The 15,899-nt window shown below is 71.8% G+C and carries 16 protein-coding genes; 7 read left to right on the plus strand and 9 right to left on the minus strand.

The features are described from left to right. Window positions 1–977: 977 nt before the first annotated feature. Together VK611_03155 and VK611_03160 are read left to right on the plus strand one after the other, a co-directional pair. A complete protein-coding gene (locus VK611_03155; protein ID HMG40293.1) occupies window positions 978–1,859 on the plus strand; it encodes a sigma-70 family RNA polymerase sigma factor in 882 nt (293 codons plus the stop codon). A 90-nt stretch (window positions 1,860–1,949) separates the two neighbouring features. Further along, entirely contained in the window at window positions 1,950–2,252 is a 303-nt protein-coding gene (locus VK611_03160) for a hypothetical protein (protein ID HMG40294.1), read from the plus strand. A 72-nt stretch (window positions 2,253–2,324) separates the two neighbouring features. On the opposite strand, the gene VK611_03165 is transcribed toward VK611_03160, so the two are convergent. Next, complete coding sequence (locus VK611_03165) at window positions 2,325–3,584, minus strand: NYN domain-containing protein (protein ID HMG40295.1); 1,260 nt, start codon at window positions 3,582–3,584, stop codon at window positions 2,325–2,327. 17 nt (window positions 3,585–3,601) lie between these two features. Continuing rightward, window positions 3,602–3,838 (minus strand): hypothetical protein, encoded by a 237-nt coding sequence (locus VK611_03170; GenBank protein ID HMG40296.1) that lies wholly within the window; start codon window positions 3,836–3,838, stop codon window positions 3,602–3,604. A 75-nt stretch (window positions 3,839–3,913) separates the two neighbouring features. On the opposite strand from VK611_03170, the gene VK611_03175 reads away from it, so the two are divergent. After that, window positions 3,914–5,491 carry an exonuclease domain-containing protein gene (locus VK611_03175; GenBank protein ID HMG40297.1) on the plus strand — a complete coding sequence of 526 codons (1,578 nt, stop codon included), beginning with the start codon at window positions 3,914–3,916 and terminating at the stop codon, window positions 5,489–5,491. On the opposite strand, the gene VK611_03180 is transcribed toward VK611_03175, so the two are convergent. The 7 genes from VK611_03180 to VK611_03210 all read right to left on the minus strand — a co-directional run bounded on the left by VK611_03180 (window position 5,418) and on the right by VK611_03210 (window position 10,646). Beyond that, window positions 5,418–6,071 (minus strand): TetR/AcrR family transcriptional regulator, encoded by a 654-nt coding sequence (locus tag VK611_03180; protein ID HMG40298.1) that lies wholly within the window; start codon window positions 6,069–6,071, stop codon window positions 5,418–5,420. The genes VK611_03175 and VK611_03180 overlap by 74 nt on opposite strands. A gap of 85 nt (window positions 6,072–6,156) precedes the next feature. Then, on the minus strand, window positions 6,157–7,200 hold the full coding sequence (gene trpD, locus VK611_03185; protein ID HMG40299.1) for an anthranilate phosphoribosyltransferase: 1,044 nt from the start codon (window positions 7,198–7,200) through the stop codon (window positions 6,157–6,159). Window positions 7,201–7,260: 60 nt separating this feature from the next. Continuing rightward, window positions 7,261–7,497 carry a WhiB family transcriptional regulator gene (locus VK611_03190; protein ID HMG40300.1) on the minus strand — a complete coding sequence of 79 codons (237 nt, stop codon included), beginning with the start codon at window positions 7,495–7,497 and terminating at the stop codon, window positions 7,261–7,263. A gap of 235 nt (window positions 7,498–7,732) precedes the next feature. Continuing rightward, window positions 7,733–8,326 (minus strand): DUF3501 family protein, encoded by a 594-nt coding sequence (locus VK611_03195; protein ID HMG40301.1) that lies wholly within the window; start codon window positions 8,324–8,326, stop codon window positions 7,733–7,735. A 13-nt stretch (window positions 8,327–8,339) separates the two neighbouring features. After that, window positions 8,340–9,668: a heterodisulfide reductase-related iron-sulfur binding cluster gene (locus tag VK611_03200; protein ID HMG40302.1), complete on the minus strand. Its 1,329-nt coding sequence runs from the start codon at window positions 9,666–9,668 to the stop codon at window positions 8,340–8,342. Between the two features lie 75 nt (window positions 9,669–9,743). Next, window positions 9,744–10,163 carry a rubrerythrin family protein gene (locus VK611_03205; GenBank protein ID HMG40303.1) on the minus strand — a complete coding sequence of 140 codons (420 nt, stop codon included), beginning with the start codon at window positions 10,161–10,163 and terminating at the stop codon, window positions 9,744–9,746. A gap of 12 nt (window positions 10,164–10,175) precedes the next feature. After that, window positions 10,176–10,646, minus strand: a complete 471-nt coding sequence (locus tag VK611_03210; GenBank protein ID HMG40304.1) for a Fur family transcriptional regulator — start codon at window positions 10,644–10,646, stop codon at window positions 10,176–10,178. 92 nt (window positions 10,647–10,738) lie between these two features. On the opposite strand from VK611_03210, the gene VK611_03215 reads away from it, so the two are divergent. From VK611_03215 to VK611_03230, 4 genes are read left to right on the plus strand one after another with little or no spacing between them, the layout of a single operon-like run. Next, window positions 10,739–12,385, plus strand: a complete 1,647-nt coding sequence (locus VK611_03215) for a glycerol-3-phosphate dehydrogenase/oxidase (protein HMG40305.1) — start codon at window positions 10,739–10,741, stop codon at window positions 12,383–12,385. A 49-nt stretch (window positions 12,386–12,434) separates the two neighbouring features. Continuing rightward, a complete protein-coding gene (locus VK611_03220; GenBank protein HMG40306.1) occupies window positions 12,435–13,964 on the plus strand; it encodes an FAD-binding oxidoreductase in 1,530 nt (509 codons plus the stop codon). Between the two features lie 36 nt (window positions 13,965–14,000). Continuing rightward, window positions 14,001–14,399, plus strand: a complete 399-nt coding sequence (locus tag VK611_03225; GenBank protein ID HMG40307.1) for a hypothetical protein — start codon at window positions 14,001–14,003, stop codon at window positions 14,397–14,399. Between the two features lie 19 nt (window positions 14,400–14,418). Then, on the plus strand, window positions 14,419–15,867 hold the full coding sequence (locus VK611_03230) for an FGGY-family carbohydrate kinase (protein HMG40308.1): 1,449 nt from the start codon (window positions 14,419–14,421) through the stop codon (window positions 15,865–15,867). Window positions 15,868–15,899 lie beyond the last annotated feature (32 nt).

The raw sequence follows: 15,899 nt of genomic DNA on the forward strand, positions 1-15,899 counted from the left end.
CACCAGTCGCGTTACCTGCTACGGCGATATCCGGTCTGTTCCTGACCGCCTGTTATCGGCGCATCCAGGGTCAATAGCTGGCCGAAGCAGCTGCGCCGAGCCGCCAAGGCGTTCAGAATGGGAAGGACGGGCGGACTGGGCGGACAGGCCATCTTCTTGGATGACTCCTTCAGTCCACCCGCCACTACCCTGGAGGACCGCCAGGACCGGCCAGCAGATCAGCTGGCCCTGATGGTCGCTCCACGACGACGACGTGCAGCGCTGACCACTACTCAACCAGGTCGCGCAGCGATCGCGGTGCATTGAGGCCGGCGCCCCGGCGCCCGAGAGCGACCGGTGTTCCGGCGGGCCTAAGGCGAACACCGCCGCCGGCCCGGTCGACCTCGACGCCCCACGACGTATCCCCGCGGACGACTATCTGATGGCGACGTAGATCGCGCACATCAGAGCGTTGAGGACGATGGTGGCGGCGAAGCCGATGACGGTCGCCCTCGTGGACGCGGTGCGGTTGCCCAGAAGCATTGCGGCAGCGGAAGTCCGCAGGTCTGCCAGCCTGTTGTCCAACTGGTCATGCCGGCCGTCGAGAACGTCGAACTGGTCGGCGACGGCGCTGAGCCCCGAGTCCGCGAATGCCTCACCGCTGCGGGATGCCTCACGGATGCCTCACGCGGCCCAGCCAACTCACCCGGCCGGAACGCCTCGACCCAGCTCAGAGCCAGTGCGAGCAGCCGCAGGACTCCGAACCCGGGAGATTGTGACAGTTAAGGGAGAAGTTCCAGGAAGACGGCTGAGAGGCGACCGCGCCGGGGCAACGCCACCAGGGGTTTGCTGGGCGTTCATGGCTTCCCGGGAAGACGAACACCGGCTGAGTTATCCGTGCTTGTAGCGTGGCTCCCTGTCACGTTCCGTGAGATTCGGCTTGATACTGCTCCGACGGATCGCGGCGAGGAATGGGACCATTGCGTACGACTGACCAGTTGACCAGGCAGTTCGAGGCCCACCGCGGCCACCTGCAGGCGGTGGCGTACCGGATGCTCGGTTCACTGAGCGAAGCCGAGGACGCGGTGCAGGAGGCGTGGCTTCGCTTCAACCGCACCGACACCAGCGATGTCGAGAACCTCGGCGGCTGGCTGACCACCGTCGTGTCCCGGGTCGCCCTGGACATGCTGCGGTCGCGCTCGTTGCGCCCCGAGGCGTTCCTCGACACCCATGTCCCGGACCCCATCGTCATCCTCCCGGGCACCGGTGGTCCCGGTGCCGGGGACCCCGAGCGCGAGGCGATGGTCACCGACGACGTGGGGATCGCCCTGGACGTCGTGCTGGAAACCTTGGCGCCGCCCGAGCGGGTGGCGTTCGTCCTGCACGACATGTTCGGCGTGCCCTTCGACGCGGTCGCCGAGATCGTGGGGCGGACGCCCGACGCCACCCGCAAGCTGGCCAGCCGAGCCCGCCAGCGGGTGCAGGGCGCGGCACCGGTCCCCGACAAGAACGTCAACCGTCAGCGCAAGGCGGTCGACGCCTTCTTCGCCGCGGCCCGGGAGGGCGACTTCGACGCGCTCGTCGCGGTCCTCGACCCGGACGTGGTGCTGCGGTCCGACGCCGGCGTCGGACGTCCGGCCACACTGCTGGTGCGGGGCGCCTCCACGGTCGCCGGGCAGGCACTCACGACCCGGCCCCGGGGCACGGTTCACCCGGTGCTGGTCAACGGGGGCGCCGGCGTCGTCGTCCTGGTGGAGGGCCGGGTGGTCACGATCTCCGCCTTCACCGTGGTCGACGGCACGATCGTTCAGATCGACGTCCTCCAGGACCCCGACCGCCTCGCCGCCCTCCCGCTGCCACCCGGCTTGTACCCACGCTGACCAGGAAACTCTGTGCGGCGGTCACATTCTCTGGCCGCTGGCCGTCAGGGAAGGTGAGCAATCCCGACAGAGAAGGTGAGACATCCCCCCATGACTGTTCTCCTGGCTCGTGTTCAGGTGAAGGAAGAGGCAGTTTCCGAGGTCGAAGCCGCCATCGAGAAGATGTTCGCCGCCATCCACGCTGCAGCGCCGGAAGGCCTCCGGTATGCCCACACCAAGGCGGCTGACGGTGTCACGTTCGTGATCTTCGTCCAGGTCGACAACCCGCAGGGCAACCCACTGACGACGATCCCCGAGGTCGGCGAGTTCCAGCAGTGGGTCGAGGAGCGGCTCGATGAACGCACTCCCCCCGAGTCCCTGACCGTCGTCGGTTCCTACCACCTCTTCGAGTAGCAGCCGACCCAGCGGACGCGAGCCCAGGTGACCAGCACGTCCGGCACCTGGGCTCCGACGCGTCACGGCCCGCTACGGGCGGAGGGCGGCGACGAGTTGGCGGGAGTGGAGGAGGTTCGCGCCGAGGGAGTGGGCGCCGTGGCGGACCCGCTTGTCGCTCGACGCCACCGTCACCGGGCGCCGGAGCGGCAGCTGGCGCACCAGGTCGAGCACCACGTCGTCGGCCTCGACCCCCGGCGGCGAGAACCGGACCCGCACCAGCGGACGCCCCTTGCCCCGCACGCTCACGGCATCGACGTCGGCGCCGTCGAACACCACCTCGATCGGCGCCCCGGTGCGCAGCGCCTTCTCCTCCAGCGCCGCGAGCAGGCGCTTGCGCTGGTCACGCACGGGCACCTCCGGCCACCCCACCATCGACACGTTGTAGCCGTCGACCAGCAGCAGCATGGCCGGCACACGCAGCAGGTGGTCGACCACGTCCACCGAGTCGTCGTGCAGCCCCGGCGGCAGCGCCACCGGTCGGCGCCGTGGCTCCACGGTCGCCGCGGCCTCACGTCGGCGACGACCGGCGGCGACACGATCGAGGTCCTCGTCCGGCCCGACCACCGCCGACTCCTCCAGCGCCCGCAGCTCGTCGGCCAGCTCGGCGGCGCGGCCGGCGGCGGCGTGGACCGCGTCGCGGAAGCGCAGCAGCTCGGCCGAGGGCACGTCCGCCACCCCCGGCGACTCGCCCCGTACCTGCACCGCCGCCCGCGCCGCGTCCGCCTCGGCGGTGAGCGCCGCCATGCGCGCCTGCGCCTCGTGCACCTGATGCAGCGCCGCGGCCCTGGCATCGCCCGCCTCGGCCAGCTTCCCTTCGAGCTCCCCCACCTGCTGCTCGGCCGCCGCCCGACGGGCCCGCTCGGCGGCCAGCTCCACCCGCATCCGGTCGAGCTTGGCGGTGGCGGCCTGCGCGGCCGAGCTCGCCCGCTCCGCCGCCGACTGCGCGGCCGCCAGCCGTCGCCGGGCATCGCGCTCGCCGCGCACGTCGGCGCTGGCCGCGGCCTGTGCGGCGTCCTCGGCTTCGAGGCTGGCCACCTCGTCGGCCCAGCCGTCGGGTCGCGTCAGCCACAGCATCCCGGCACGACCGACCGTCGACTCGTCGACAGCCTCGGCCACGCGGGCCCGGAACTGGTCGTCGGTGTCGACCACGCGGGCGATGGCCCGCAGCGCAGGAGCCGACAGCTTGGTGAAGCTCAGGTAGCGCTGGAGACCTGGTGGGGGCAGGACACGCGGGTCAGCCGTCAGCCCGTCGCGGGCGACGGTGAGAGCGGCCTCGACCGCTGGGCGCACGGCACCAGCAGCGTCGCTCAGGTCGCCTCCGCCGGATCGGCCGCCGCCTCACCGTTCGAGATCGTCTCGACCGCGGAGCCGCTGCCACACCAGCGACAGCTCACCTCCTCGACCGTCTCGTCCACCACCACCTCGTCCTCGACCTGCAGCTCGCCACCCACCGAGAAGTGGTGGTAGGCACGCGTCTTGCGCACCGCCACAACGTCGAAGCGCGTGAGGTTGCCGCAAGCCGAGCAGCGATAGCGCGTCGTCACGCACCGTAGCCTACTGCCACGAACGTCACGAACCCGTGTTCGCACACGAACATGCGTGCGCTACGCTCGGTCGCCGTGAGCGGCACCCTGCAGCGCAGCTTCGACGACCTCGACACGCCGTTGCACCGTGTCACGTTCTGCGTCGTCGACCTCGAGACCACCGGCGGCTCCCCGGGCAGCAACTCCATCACCGAGATCGGCGCGGTGAAGATGCGCGGCGGCGAGCATCTGGGCACGTTCCAGACGCTGGTCAACCCCGGGGTGACCATCCCGCCCACGATCACCCTGCTCACCGGCATCACCGAGGCGATGCTGCTGCCGGCACCGCCGTTGGAGGCCGTGCTGCCCACCCTGGTCGAGTTCGTCGGCGACGCGGTGCTGGTGGGCCACAACCTGCGCTTCGACGTGTCGTTCCTCGACGCCGCGCTCCACGGCGACGAACGTCCGCACATCGCCCTGCGGCAGGTCGACACGGTGGCCCTGGCCCGCCGGCTGCTGCGGGAGGAGGTCGACAACTGCAAGCTCGGCACCCTGGCAGAGCGCTTCGGCCTGTCGCACCAGCCCTCGCACCGGGCGCTCGACGACGCCCTCGCCACCGCCGACCTGCTCCACGTGCTGCTCGAACGGGCCGCGGCGTTCGGCGTCAGCGCCCTCGACGACCTGCTGGCGCTCCCCAAGATGGCCGCCCACCCGCAGGCGGGGAAGCTGCGGCTCACCACCCGGCTGCCGCGGGCTCCGGGGGTCTTCGTCTTCCGTGACGCCCAGGGCCGTCCCCTCCACGTGGGTCGGGCGAGCGACTTGCGCAGCCAGGTGCGGTCGTACTTCTCCAGCGACGACGGCCGGCGCATAGGACCGCTGCTCCGCGAGCTGCACACGGTCGAGCACCGCCGGTGCACGTCGTCGCTGGAAGCCGGCGTGCTCGAGGCGCGGCTGCGGCACAGCCTGTCGCCCCGCTACGACCGGCCGCGCACCCGCTGGCGTTCCTACCGCTACGTGAAGCTCACCGACGAGCGGCACCCCCGGTTGACCGTCGCCCGCACGGCGAGCAGCGACGGCGCCCACTACCTGGGCCCGCTCCCCTCCACCGGCGAGGCCCGCGCCGTGATCGACGCGATCGAGACGGTCGTGCCGTTGCGGGCCAGCGCCGGCGAGGTCGACGAGCGGACGTACCAGCAGCTGGTCGAGCAGGTGATCGTCGGACTGACCGAGCGGCCGGACCTCCTGCTCGACCCGTTGCGCCAGCGCGTCGATCGCCTGGCCGCCGAGGAGCGCTACACGGAGGCCACGGTCGTCCGCGACCGGGCCGCAGCCCTCGCCGGCGCTCTCCGCCGGCAGCGGCGCCTCGACAGCCTCCGCCGAGCCGGCCGGATCGTGGTGGAGCTACCCGACGGGAGCGGCGCCGAGCTGTCCCGGGGCCGGCTGGTGCGCACGTGGCCCGAACCCTCGGCCCTCGACGACGTCGAGGTGCCGCCCCTCGGCGCCCCGCTCCCCCGCGAGCTGGCCGACGAGGTGGGCTACGTGGCGGCGTGGCTCGAGCGCTACGCCGGGCGGGTGCGACTGGCGGAGGTCGACGGCGTGTTCACGAGCCGTCTACCGGGGCTGCCGTCGTGGCCGGCACCGACGGCGTCCCCTGAGGCCCCACCGCTTCGATGAGGCGACCGATGAGCTGCTCCCACGGCGCCGGGTCGGGCCGCTCCAGGTCCAGCGCTCCGAACAGCAGGAAGCCGAGGCCGAGGGCATGGCAGAACCGCCCCACCGAGAACGAGTCGAGCCCCTCGTCGAGGTGCCCGGCGCGCTTGGCGGCGTCGGTCAGCAGCATGAGGTCACGCGCCTGCTCGTCCACCATCCGGCGCAGCATGTCGGCCAGCTCGGGCTCACGCCGGGCGGCGACGAACGCCTCCAGCAGCAGCGCCTGGCCGTTGTCGAACTCGTCGGTCACGAGGTGCGAGCCCACCGTGGCCAGCACGTCGGTGGCCCGGCCCTCGGCGGCGTTGCGGCGGTACTCGGCGAACAGCTCGTCGAACTCGTCGTGCGACTGCTCGCTGATCGCCGCCAGCAGCAGGTCGGCCTTGCCACGGAACCGGCCGTAGATGGCACCCGTGGTGAAGCCCGCCCGCCGGGCGATCTCCTGGACGCCGGCCCGGTCGTAACCCTTTTCGGCGAAGACCTCACACGCCGCGGCCAGCAGGCGGTTGCGTGTCGGATCGCCCACCGGCTCCGAGACATTTGTCACGCCACTATCCAAGAGCGCGGATTATCCCCGGTCAAGACGATTCGGCGACCAGTTGTCATGAGCGTCTCCGCCGATCTCGTCGAGATCACTCGGTCTCGGCGTTCGACGCCGTCACCAACCGGTCGAGCGCGGCCTGCGCGTGCCCGCCGTCGATGGCGGCCCGGGCCACTTCCACGCCCGCCTCCAGGTCGTCGACGATGCCCGCCGTCAGGAGCCCGGCGGCGGCGTTGAGCGTGATCACGTCGCGCCGAGGCCCCGGCTCCCCGGCCAGCACGCGCCGGGCCAGTTCGGCGTTCAGCTCCGGCTTCCCGCCGGTCAGCTCGGACGACGGCGCACGCGCCAAGCCCAGGTCGGTCGGGTCGATGCTGTAGGTCTCCACCTTGCCTTCGCGCAGCTCGACCACCGTCGACGTGGTCGACAGGGTCAGCTCGTCGAGCCCGTCGTCGCCGTGCACCACCAGCGCCCGCTCGCAGTCGCGTGCCGCCAGCACGCCGACCATGCGCTCGGCCATCGCCGCGTCGGCCACGCCGATCATCAGCCGGCCCACGCCCGCGGGGTTCGCCAGCGGGCCCAGGATGTTGAACGCCGTCGGGATGCCCAGCTCGCCCCGGGTCGGCCCGACATGGCGCATGGCCGGGTGGAACCGGGGCGCGAAGCAGAAGCCGATGCCCGCATCGGTGACGCAGCGCGCCACCTCGGCCGGGCCGCAGTCGATCCGCACGCCCAGGGCCTCGAGCAGGTCGGCCGACCCGGTCGACGACGAGGCCGCCCGGTTGCCGTGCTTGCACACGCGCCCGCCCGCACCTGCGACGACCAGCGCCGACAGGGTGGAGACGTTGATGGTGTGGGCCCGGTCGCCGCCGGTGCCGACGATGTCGACCACCGGCCCGTCCACGTCGAGGGTCACCCGGTCGGCCTCGGCCAGCATGGCGTCGACCAGGCCGCGCAGCTCGTCGACCGTCTCGCCCTTCATCCGCAGGGCGACGATGAACCCGGCGATCTGGGCAGAGGTCGCGCTTCCCGCGAGGATCTCGGCCATCGCAGCCCGTGCCTCCTCGAAGGTGAGGTCACGTCCGCTGCTCAGGATCCCGAGGACGCCCGGCCATCCGCCCGCCTCGTCCAACCGCATCAGCTCTCCCGTCGTCGCCGTCGCAGGGGTGTCCTCTGCGCTGGTCGCTCGTCTGGAACGCTAGGACGCGCGACGCCGTTGGCGCACGATACGCCGACGGTCGCGCTCGGTGGCGCCTCCCCAGATGCCCTGCTTCTCCCGGACGGCCAGCGCGAACTCGAGACAGGCCTCACGTACGGTGCACTCCGCACATACATCCTTGGCGACATCGCTGTCGTCGTCGTCATCGGACGCCGGGTAGAAGATCGCGGGATCGAGCCCGCGGCAGGCCGCCTGCTGGCGCCAGGACTGCTTCATGTTGGGGGGTCTTCCTGTGGAATAGGTGTTCGTTCGCCGCATTGGGCCTGGGGTTCTGACCGAGACAGTGTCCCCGGCGAGTGAGGCGACCGATCTTCGCACCATGACCTCGTCATCGCAAGGACTGATGGTCCATTCGCGCCTCGGATGCAGCCGCTGTGAGCAGGATGTCCGCACGTCCAGTGTCGGCTGCACTACGCGTGAGGACACGACATCGCGCAGTGTCGTCCGACGATCATCCTCCGTTGCGGAGATCGTCGAGCAGTTCGGCCGCTCTCTCGGGGCTCAACGGGGTCGCCAACTGGAGGTCGGGGTGGTCGACGACCAGCTCGACGGGCCCCGCCGCGAAGCGTTCGACCTGGTCAGGGGTGAGGTCCCAGCGCACGTAGTGCACCGAAGCCGTGATCTCCTCGCGGGTGAGCTGGCGCTCGTGGTCCTCGTCGACGACGGCGGGCACCAGCGAACCGTCCGACAGCCGCAGCGCCACGGCCTTCTCGATGCCGACCAGCTTGGGGAGCCACTCCATGAGCGCCTCCTTGGAGGTCAGCTCGACGAACAGCGTGGCGCACAGCTGCCCCGGGCTGGGGATCAGCGGGTTGTAGATGCCCAGCTCCGTCTCGATCGCGGCGTCGCTGAGCAGCTTCTCGGCCCGCGCCATCTCCTGGATCTGGAACCGGATGGTCTGGGTGTTCTCGAAGACGAGCGTGAGGAAGTCGCCGAGCGGCACACGCCGCAGCCGCTTCAGGGCGATGACCGACCGCCGGAACTCGTCGCGCTCGCGCTCGTAGGCCCGGAGGTCGCTGATGTCGTCCAGGGTCAACTTGGGCATGGGATTGGTCTTCCTACTCCTCGGGGATGCCGTACGCCCGGGCCAGAAGCGACACGGGGTGGACGGGTTGGCGGCCGGTCTCCTGCACGATGCCGCCGTTGGCGAGATGGCAGTCGCCGGCGACGACCTCGCCGTCGTGGCGCTCGATCGCCTTGGCCATCTTCCGCGCCACCTTGCGGGACGCCTCGTAGTTCTGGTCGCGGTAGCCCCACGTACCGTCGATGCCGGAGCACTCGGCCACCACGGCGATCTTGGCGCCGGTGAGCTTGAGCAGGTCACGGCTGCGGAGCCCGATGTTCTGCGCCCGCAGGTGGCAGGGGGCGTGGTACGTGACGGTCTCCGGCACCGGACCGGGGAACTCCACGGAGAGCGATGTGTCCTCGGCCTTGTGCACCTTCATCAGGTACTCGGCGGCGTCGTAGGTGTGGTCGGCGACCAGCGACGCGTCGGCGTCGTCGCCCAGGTACGACCGGTAGTCGAACTTGAGCACGTAGCTGCACGTCGGCTGGGGCACGACGATGGCCGGGTCGTCGCCCTCGGCCTGCGCTGAGCGCACCGCGTCGGCCAGCACCTTCACGTTGGTGCGGGCGTGGCGGCGGAAGTTGTCGACGTCGCCCGAGTGCAGCCACGGCGCACCGCAGCACACCTCGCCCTGCGGCAGTGAGCACTCGACCTTGTTGTGCTCCAGCACCCGCACCAGGTCACGGCCCACCTCGGGCGCCTGGTACTCGACCATGCAGGTGGGGAACAGCACCACCCGACCCTGACGAGCGGCACTCCCGAAGCGCAGCGCCGACCGCTTCTTCCACCACGTGGAGAACCGCTGGCGGGCGTACGGGGGCAACACCCGCTGGCTGGCGATGCCGGTGACCTTCTCCAGCACCTTCCGCCCGGCGGAGCCCGGCGACGTGACCACCTTGTTGACCAGCGGCGCCAGCCTGGTGTTCACGCGACCGGCCAGGTCGGTCCGCCCCAGCGCCTGGTCGGTCATCCGGGTGTGCAGCGAGCGGGGACGGCTCTCGTGCAGCACCTGCTCGGCGCGCAGCATCAGCCGGGGGAAGTCGAGCTCCCACTCGTGCTGGCCCGGGACGTAGGGGCAGTTGACGTAGCAGAGCTTGCAGTTGAAGCACTCGTCGACGACCTGGTCCTGCTCCCCGGTGGTGAGCTTGGCGGAGTCCTGGTCGTCGTGCCGGTCGATGGCGTCGAACAGCGTGGGGAACGCGGTGCAGAACTTGAAGCACAGCCGGCAGCCGTGGCACAGGTCGTAGACCCGGTTCATCTCCTCGCGGAGATCCGACTCGACGAAGTACTTCGGATGGAACGGGTCGTAGGTGGTGGTCATCGCGCCGCTTTCGTACGGACGAGAACGGGCCCCGGCAGTTGTGCCCGCCGGGGCCCGCTCTCGCTACCGATCGGTTCAGGAGAGCTCGTCGAGGCCCTTGGTGAAGCGGCCGGCGTGGCTCTTCTCGGCGCGGGCCAAGGTCTCGAGCCACTCGGCGATCTCGTCGAAGCCCTCGTCGCGGGCGGTGCGGGCGAAACCGGGGTACATCTCGGTGTACTCGTAGGTCTCGCCGGCGATCGCCGAGCGGAGGTTGTCCTCGGTGGGGCCGACGGCCTCGTCGGTCACCGGGTCGCCGACCTCGGCGAGGAAGTCGAAGTGGCCGAACGCGTGCCCGGTCTCACCTTCGGCGACGGAACGGAACAGCGCCGCGACATCCGGGTAGCCCTCGACATCGGCCTTCTGGGCGAAGTAGAGGTACCGGCGGTTGGCCTGGCTCTCGCCGGCGAACGCTTCCTTCAGGTTCTCTTGGGTCTTGCTGCCCTTCAGGTCTGACAACGACTTGCCTCCTCATTGAGTGGTGTTGGCTGGGGACGCGGTTACGTCCGGTTCGTCGCCGTGGCCGGCGGCCGCGCAGTCGCGGCAGCGTCCACGGAAGACGATCTCTGTGGCGGCGACCTCGAAACCGAGGTCGTTCTCCACCGGGATGGTCACGCCGGGAAACTCGGCGTGGAGGTCGTCGACCAGTCCGCAGGCCACGCACACCAGGTGGTGGTGGGGACGGGTGTTGGGGTCGAAGCGGGCGGAGCCGGTGCCGAGGTCGACGGAGGTGAGCTCCCCCATCGACTTCAGGTCGTTGAGCGTCTGGTAGACCGTGCGCAGCGAGATCGTCGGCATCTCCGACCGTACGGTGTCGAACACCGTGTCGGCCGTAGGGTGGACGCTCGATGTGTGGAGAGCGCGAAAGATCGCCTGGCGCTGGGGCGTGACCTTCAGCCCCCTCGCCCGGAAGATCTCCGTCAGCTCGGTCGGTGAGCGCACGGCGGCACTGTATCCACTCCAATTGTTAGTTCACAACGATTGTTGATTGGATCTTACTCTGGACCCAGTCAACGCCAGCGGAGGCCTCCCCCATGTCTCTCGGAACCTTCGACCGCAGCGCGAACCTCGCCCGGATCGAGGCGGGCACCTACGACGTGCTCGTCGTCGGCGGCGGGATCACCGGTGCGGGCGTGGCCCTCGACGCCGCCTCCCGGGGCCTGCGCACCGCCCTGGTCGAGCGCGACGACTTCGCCTCCGGGACGTCCTCCAAGTCGTCCAAGCTCGTGCACGGCGGGCTCCGCTACCTGCAGAACGGCGACATCCGGCTCGTCTACCAGGCCCTGCGTGAGCGCCAACGGCTGCTGCGCAACGCCCCCCACCTGGTCCACGTGCTGCCGTTCCTGATCCCCGTGTTCTCCGGGCGCGACGGGATCATCCCCAAGCAGGTCGCCCGGGCCCTCGGCTCGGCCATGTGGCTGTACGACCTCACCGGCGGCCTGCGCATCGGCAAGGTGCACAAGCGGCTCAAGCGCGACCAGGCGCTGAGCCACATGCCCACCCTCGACGAGCGCCTGGCCTGGGCCTACCTCTACTACGACGCCCAGACAGACGACGCCCGCCTCACCCTCGCCATCCTGCGCACCGCGGCGCTCGACCACGGCGCCGTCGTCGTCAACCACGCCCGGGTCGACGGCTTCCGCAAGGACGGCGACCGGGTGACGGGCGCCCTGGTGGAGGCCGACGGACGGCAGTTCGAGGTGAAGGCCCGGGTGGTCGTCAACGCCGCCGGTGTGTGGGCCGACGACGTGCGGGCCTACGACGAGGGCACCCACCCCCAGAGCATCCGCCCCGCCAAGGGCATCCACATCACCGTGCCGTGGGACAAGGTGCGCAACGACATCGCCGCCGTCCTCCCCGTGCGGAAGGACAAGCGGTCGATCTTCGTGGTGCCGTGGGAGGGGCCCGACGGCAAGATCGGCCCCGACGGCTTCACCTACGTCGGCACCACCGACACCGACTACGACGGCCCCGTCGACGACCCGCAGTGCACCGAGGACGACATCGCCTACCTGCTCGACGCCCTCAACAGCGCCCTGCGCACGCCGCTCGACCGCGCCGACGTGCTGGGCACGTGGGCAGGCCTGCGGCCGTTGGTGCGCGAGGCGACGAGCGGCCGCACCGCCGACCTGTCGCGCCGGCACCGGGTGGCGACGTCGACGAGCGGGGTCGTGACGGTGACGGGCGGCAAGCTCACCACCTACCGGGAGATGGCGCAGGACACGGTCGACGCCGTCGTCGAGCGCCTGCGCGACCGGTCGCCCCAGCCGCTGCTGCGCCGGGGCCGCACCGCCAACCTGCAGCTGCGGGGGGCCGACGGCTGGGAGGACGAGCGTGACCACGACGCCCACCTCGCCGGGCGCTACGGCAACGAGGCCCGGGTGCTCCACGCCATGCTCGACGCCGACCCGGGGCTGGCCGGGCCGCTGGTGGCGGGCCTCCCCTACCGGCGAGCCGAGGCGGTGTACGCCGTGCGCTACGAGATGGCGACCACGCTCGACGACGTGCTGTCGCGACGCACGCGGGCCCGCCTGCTGAACCGCGACGCCACCGCCGCGGCCGCCGAGGACGTGGCCGAGCTGGTCGGCGAGGAGCTGGGCTGGACCGACGACGAGCGCGCCCGCCAGGTGGCGACGTACCGTCAGGCAGCCGACAGAGAGCGCCAGCCCGTCGCTCCCTAGCGCCCGACCAGCCGACCAGCCGAGCCGACCGAACCGAGCCGAGGTCCCGATGACCGCCATCCATCCGCTCCCGCCCCTCGGTCCGGGGGCGCCCACCCCACCGATCGACCTGGCCGGCGGGGCGGCGGCTGCGACGTCCCGGCTGGACGTGAAGCCGGTCGACGTGCCGGACGACGTGCTCGAGCGGCTGCGGGGCGCCTGCGCCTCGGTGGAGGTCGACGCCGCGGTGCGGGCCGAGGCGAGCCGCGACTGGTGGCCGCTGGCGATGAGCTGGGCCTCCACGGGCCAGGTCGCGGGGCTCGCCGCCGCCGTCGCCCGGCCCGGCAGCACCGACGAGGTGGCCGCGGTGCTCGCCATCTGCGACGAGGCCCGCGTCCCGGTCACCGCCGCCGCCGGCCGCAGCGGGGTGTGCGGGGCGTCCGTGCCGCTCTACGGCGGGGTCGTGCTCGACATGACGGGCCTCGCCGGCATCGTCGACGTCGACGCCACGTCGCTCCTGCTCGACGTCGCCCCCGGCACCTTCGGCGACCACCTGGAGGCCTCGCTGCGGGCCGACCACGGCGTCACGCTGGGCCACTGGCCGCAGTCGGTGGCGCTGTCGACCGTGGGTGGCTGGCTGGCGTGCCGCTCGGCGGGCCAGCTGTCGACCCGCTACGGGAAGATCGAGGACATGGTGGAGGGCCTCGACGTCGCCCTCGCCGACGGGCGGGTGATCCACACCGGCGGCGCGCCCCGGGCCGCTGCCGGACCGGACCTCAACCAGCTGTTCGTGGGCAGCGAGGGCACCCTCGGGATCATCTGCGGTGCCCGGCTGCGGCTCCACCCGGCGCCGCACGTGGAGCGGTCGGGGGCCTGGCTGGTCGACGGGTTCGAGACGGGCCTCGACGCCCTCCGCCGCATCGTCCAGCGGGGCGCCACACCGGCGGCGCTGCGGCTGTACGACCCGGTCGAGTCGCAGCGGACCTACCACACGCCCGACGACCAGGCCCTGCTGCTGGTGCTCGACGAGGGCGACCCGACGCTGGTCGACGCCACCATGGCCATCGCGGCCGAGGAGCTGAAGGACGCCGAGCCCGCCCCCGCCGAGCACATGGAGCACTGGCTGGAGCGCCGCAACGACGTCGCCGCCCTGGAGGCCCTGATCAGCCGGGGCTTCACGGTCGACACGATGGAGGTGTCGGCGACGTGGGCCGCACTCCCCCGCATCTACCGGGCCACGGTCGACGCGCTACTGGCGGTCGAGGGCACCATCGCCGCCTCGGCCCACCAGTCGCACAGCTACACGTCGGGCGGCTGCGTCTACTTCACCTTCGCCGGCCAGGTCGAGGACCCGGCGGCGCGCGACGAGTACTACCGGGCGCTGTGGGATGTGGGGCAGCGGACGGTGCTGGCCAACGGCGGTGCCCTCAGCCACCACCACGGCATCGGGCTGAACCGGGCCCGCTTCATGACCGAGGCCCTGGGCGGCGCCTTCGACGTGCTCGTGGCGGCCAAGCAGGCCCTCGACCCCCACGGCATCCTCAACCCCGGCAAGCTCGGCCTGCCCTCCCCCTGGGGCCCGGTCCCGGGCTGGTCGTGAGGTCATGAGGTCGTGAGGTCGTGAGGTCGTGACGTGATGAAGCCGCAACCGCTGGTCGTGCTGACCGACGTCGAGGCCGGCTCCCGCTGGTTCCAGGACGTGCTCGGCCTCGTGTCGGGCCACGGCGGCACCGAGTACGAGATGCTGCTCGACGACGGCGAGCTGGTCGCCCAGCTCCACCAGTGGGAGGCCGACGAGCACCCCCACCTCGGCGACCCCGGCGATCCGTCCCGGGGCAACGGGATCCTGCTGTGGTTCGCCACCGACGACTTCGGCGCCGTGCTCCGCAACGTCGCCGCGACGCAGGCGGTCGTCCTCGATGGCCCCCTGCTGAACCCGAGCTCGGGGCAGCGGGAGGTCTGGCTCCGGGGTCCCGAGGGCTACGTCGTGGTGGTGGCCGGCCCCGCCGCCGGCGACACCGCGCCCGCCGGCTGAGATGGGGCAGACTCCCCCGGTGAGCGGTTCGATCTTGGTCGTCGACGTGGGCACGTCGGGCGTGCGGGGAGCCGTCGTGCGGCCCGACGCCACCGTCGCCGCCGTGTCCTACCGGGAGGTGCTGCCGTCGACCCCGGCGCCCGGGCTGGTGGAGTTCGACGCCGTGGCCATGGCCGACGCCGCGCTCGACGTCGCGGCGGCGGCGCTGGCCGAGGGCGGTCCCGTCGCCGCGGTCGGCATCGCCAACCAGCGGGCCTCGACCGTCGCCTGGGACCGCGCCACCGGCGAGCCGGTCGGCCCGGGCATCGGCTGGCAGGACCTGCGGACCGTCGGCACCTGCCTGGTGCTGCAGGGCGAGGGCCTGAAGCTGGCGCCCAACCAGTCCGCCACCAAGTACGCCCAGCTCCTCGACGACGCCGACCCCGACCGCTCCCGGGACCTCTGCCTCGGCACCGTCGACACGTGGATCGCCTGGCACCTGTCCGGCGGCACGGTCCACGCCACCGACCTCTCCAACGCCGCGGTCACGGGCCTGATCGACAGCGACCACGTCGGCTGGGACGACGCCGTGCTCGACAAGCTGCGCATCCCCCGGTCGGCGCTGCCCACCATCGTCGACTCGACCGGTGTGTTCGGTGAGGCGCGGGTGCTCGACGGGTCGCCGCCGTTGGCCGCCCTGGTGGGCGACCAGCAGGCGTCGCTCGTGGGGCAGGGCTGCGTCCGGCCGGGCGACACGAAGGTCACGTTCGGCACCGGCGCCATGCTCGACGTCTGCGTGGGCGACGACCACCCGCCGTTCGCCCGCCAGGGCCCGGCCGGCTGCTTCCCGATCGTCGCCTGGCGCCGCGACGGGAAGCCTGTGTACGGCGTCGAGGCCATAGCCCTCGCGGCCGGCACGAACGTCGAGTGGCTGCGCGACGACCTGGGCGTGATCGACACCGCCGCCCAGTCGCACGAGATCGCCGCCGCCTGCCAGGACAGCGAGGGCGTGGTGTTCGTCCCGGCGCTCCTCGGCTTCGGCACCCCTCGGTGGGACTACGGCGCCCGCGGCACCCTGCTGGGCGTCACCCGAGGCACCGGACGTCCCCATCTGGTGCGGGCCGTGCTCGAGGGGGTCGCGCAGACCGGCGCCGACCTGCTCGAAGCCGCCGAGGCCGACACGGGCCGGTCGATCGCCACGTTGCGCGTCGACGGCGGGATGAGCGACAACCCCACGTTCGTGCAGGCGCTCGCCGATGCGACCCAGCGCCCCCTCGAGCTGTCGCCCGAGCGGGAGGCCACCACCCGGGGCGCGGCCTTCCTGGCAGGGCTCGCCACCGGCACCTGGGCGGGGTGGGACGACGTGGCCGCCACGTGGCACCCGCGGGCCGTGGTGGAGCCGGGCGAGCCGCTCGACCGGGAGCGCTGGAAGGACGCCTGCGACCGCGCCGCCGGCTGGTTCCCCGAGCTGAGCGCCATCAGGTTCTGATCAGACGAAAAACCGCTCGCCGGGCGTGGCCG

The organism is Acidimicrobiales bacterium, assembly GCA_035316325.1.
Taxonomy (GTDB): Bacteria; Actinomycetota; Acidimicrobiia; order Acidimicrobiales; family VFJN01; genus DASXTK01.

What these genes read in the sequence shown, in the direction of transcription:
- VK611_03160 (HMG40294.1), top strand. Translation starts at nt 1,950, where the DNA reads ATGACTGTTCTCCTGGCTCGTGTTCAGGTGAAGGAAGAGGCAGTTTCC.
- trpD (HMG40299.1), bottom strand. Translation starts at nt 7,200, where the DNA reads ATGCGGTTGGACGAGGCGGGCGGATGGCCGGGCGTCCTCGGGATCCTG.
- VK611_03190 (HMG40300.1), bottom strand. Translation starts at nt 7,497, where the DNA reads ATGAAGCAGTCCTGGCGCCAGCAGGCGGCCTGCCGCGGGCTCGATCCC.
- VK611_03195 (HMG40301.1), bottom strand. Translation starts at nt 8,326, where the DNA reads ATGCCCAAGTTGACCCTGGACGACATCAGCGACCTCCGGGCCTACGAG.
- VK611_03200 (HMG40302.1), bottom strand. Translation starts at nt 9,668, where the DNA reads ATGACCACCACCTACGACCCGTTCCATCCGAAGTACTTCGTCGAGTCG.
- VK611_03215 (HMG40305.1), top strand. Translation starts at nt 10,739, where the DNA reads ATGTCTCTCGGAACCTTCGACCGCAGCGCGAACCTCGCCCGGATCGAG.
- VK611_03220 (HMG40306.1), top strand. Translation starts at nt 12,435, where the DNA reads ATGACCGCCATCCATCCGCTCCCGCCCCTCGGTCCGGGGGCGCCCACC.
- VK611_03225 (HMG40307.1), top strand. Translation starts at nt 14,001, where the DNA reads ATGAAGCCGCAACCGCTGGTCGTGCTGACCGACGTCGAGGCCGGCTCC.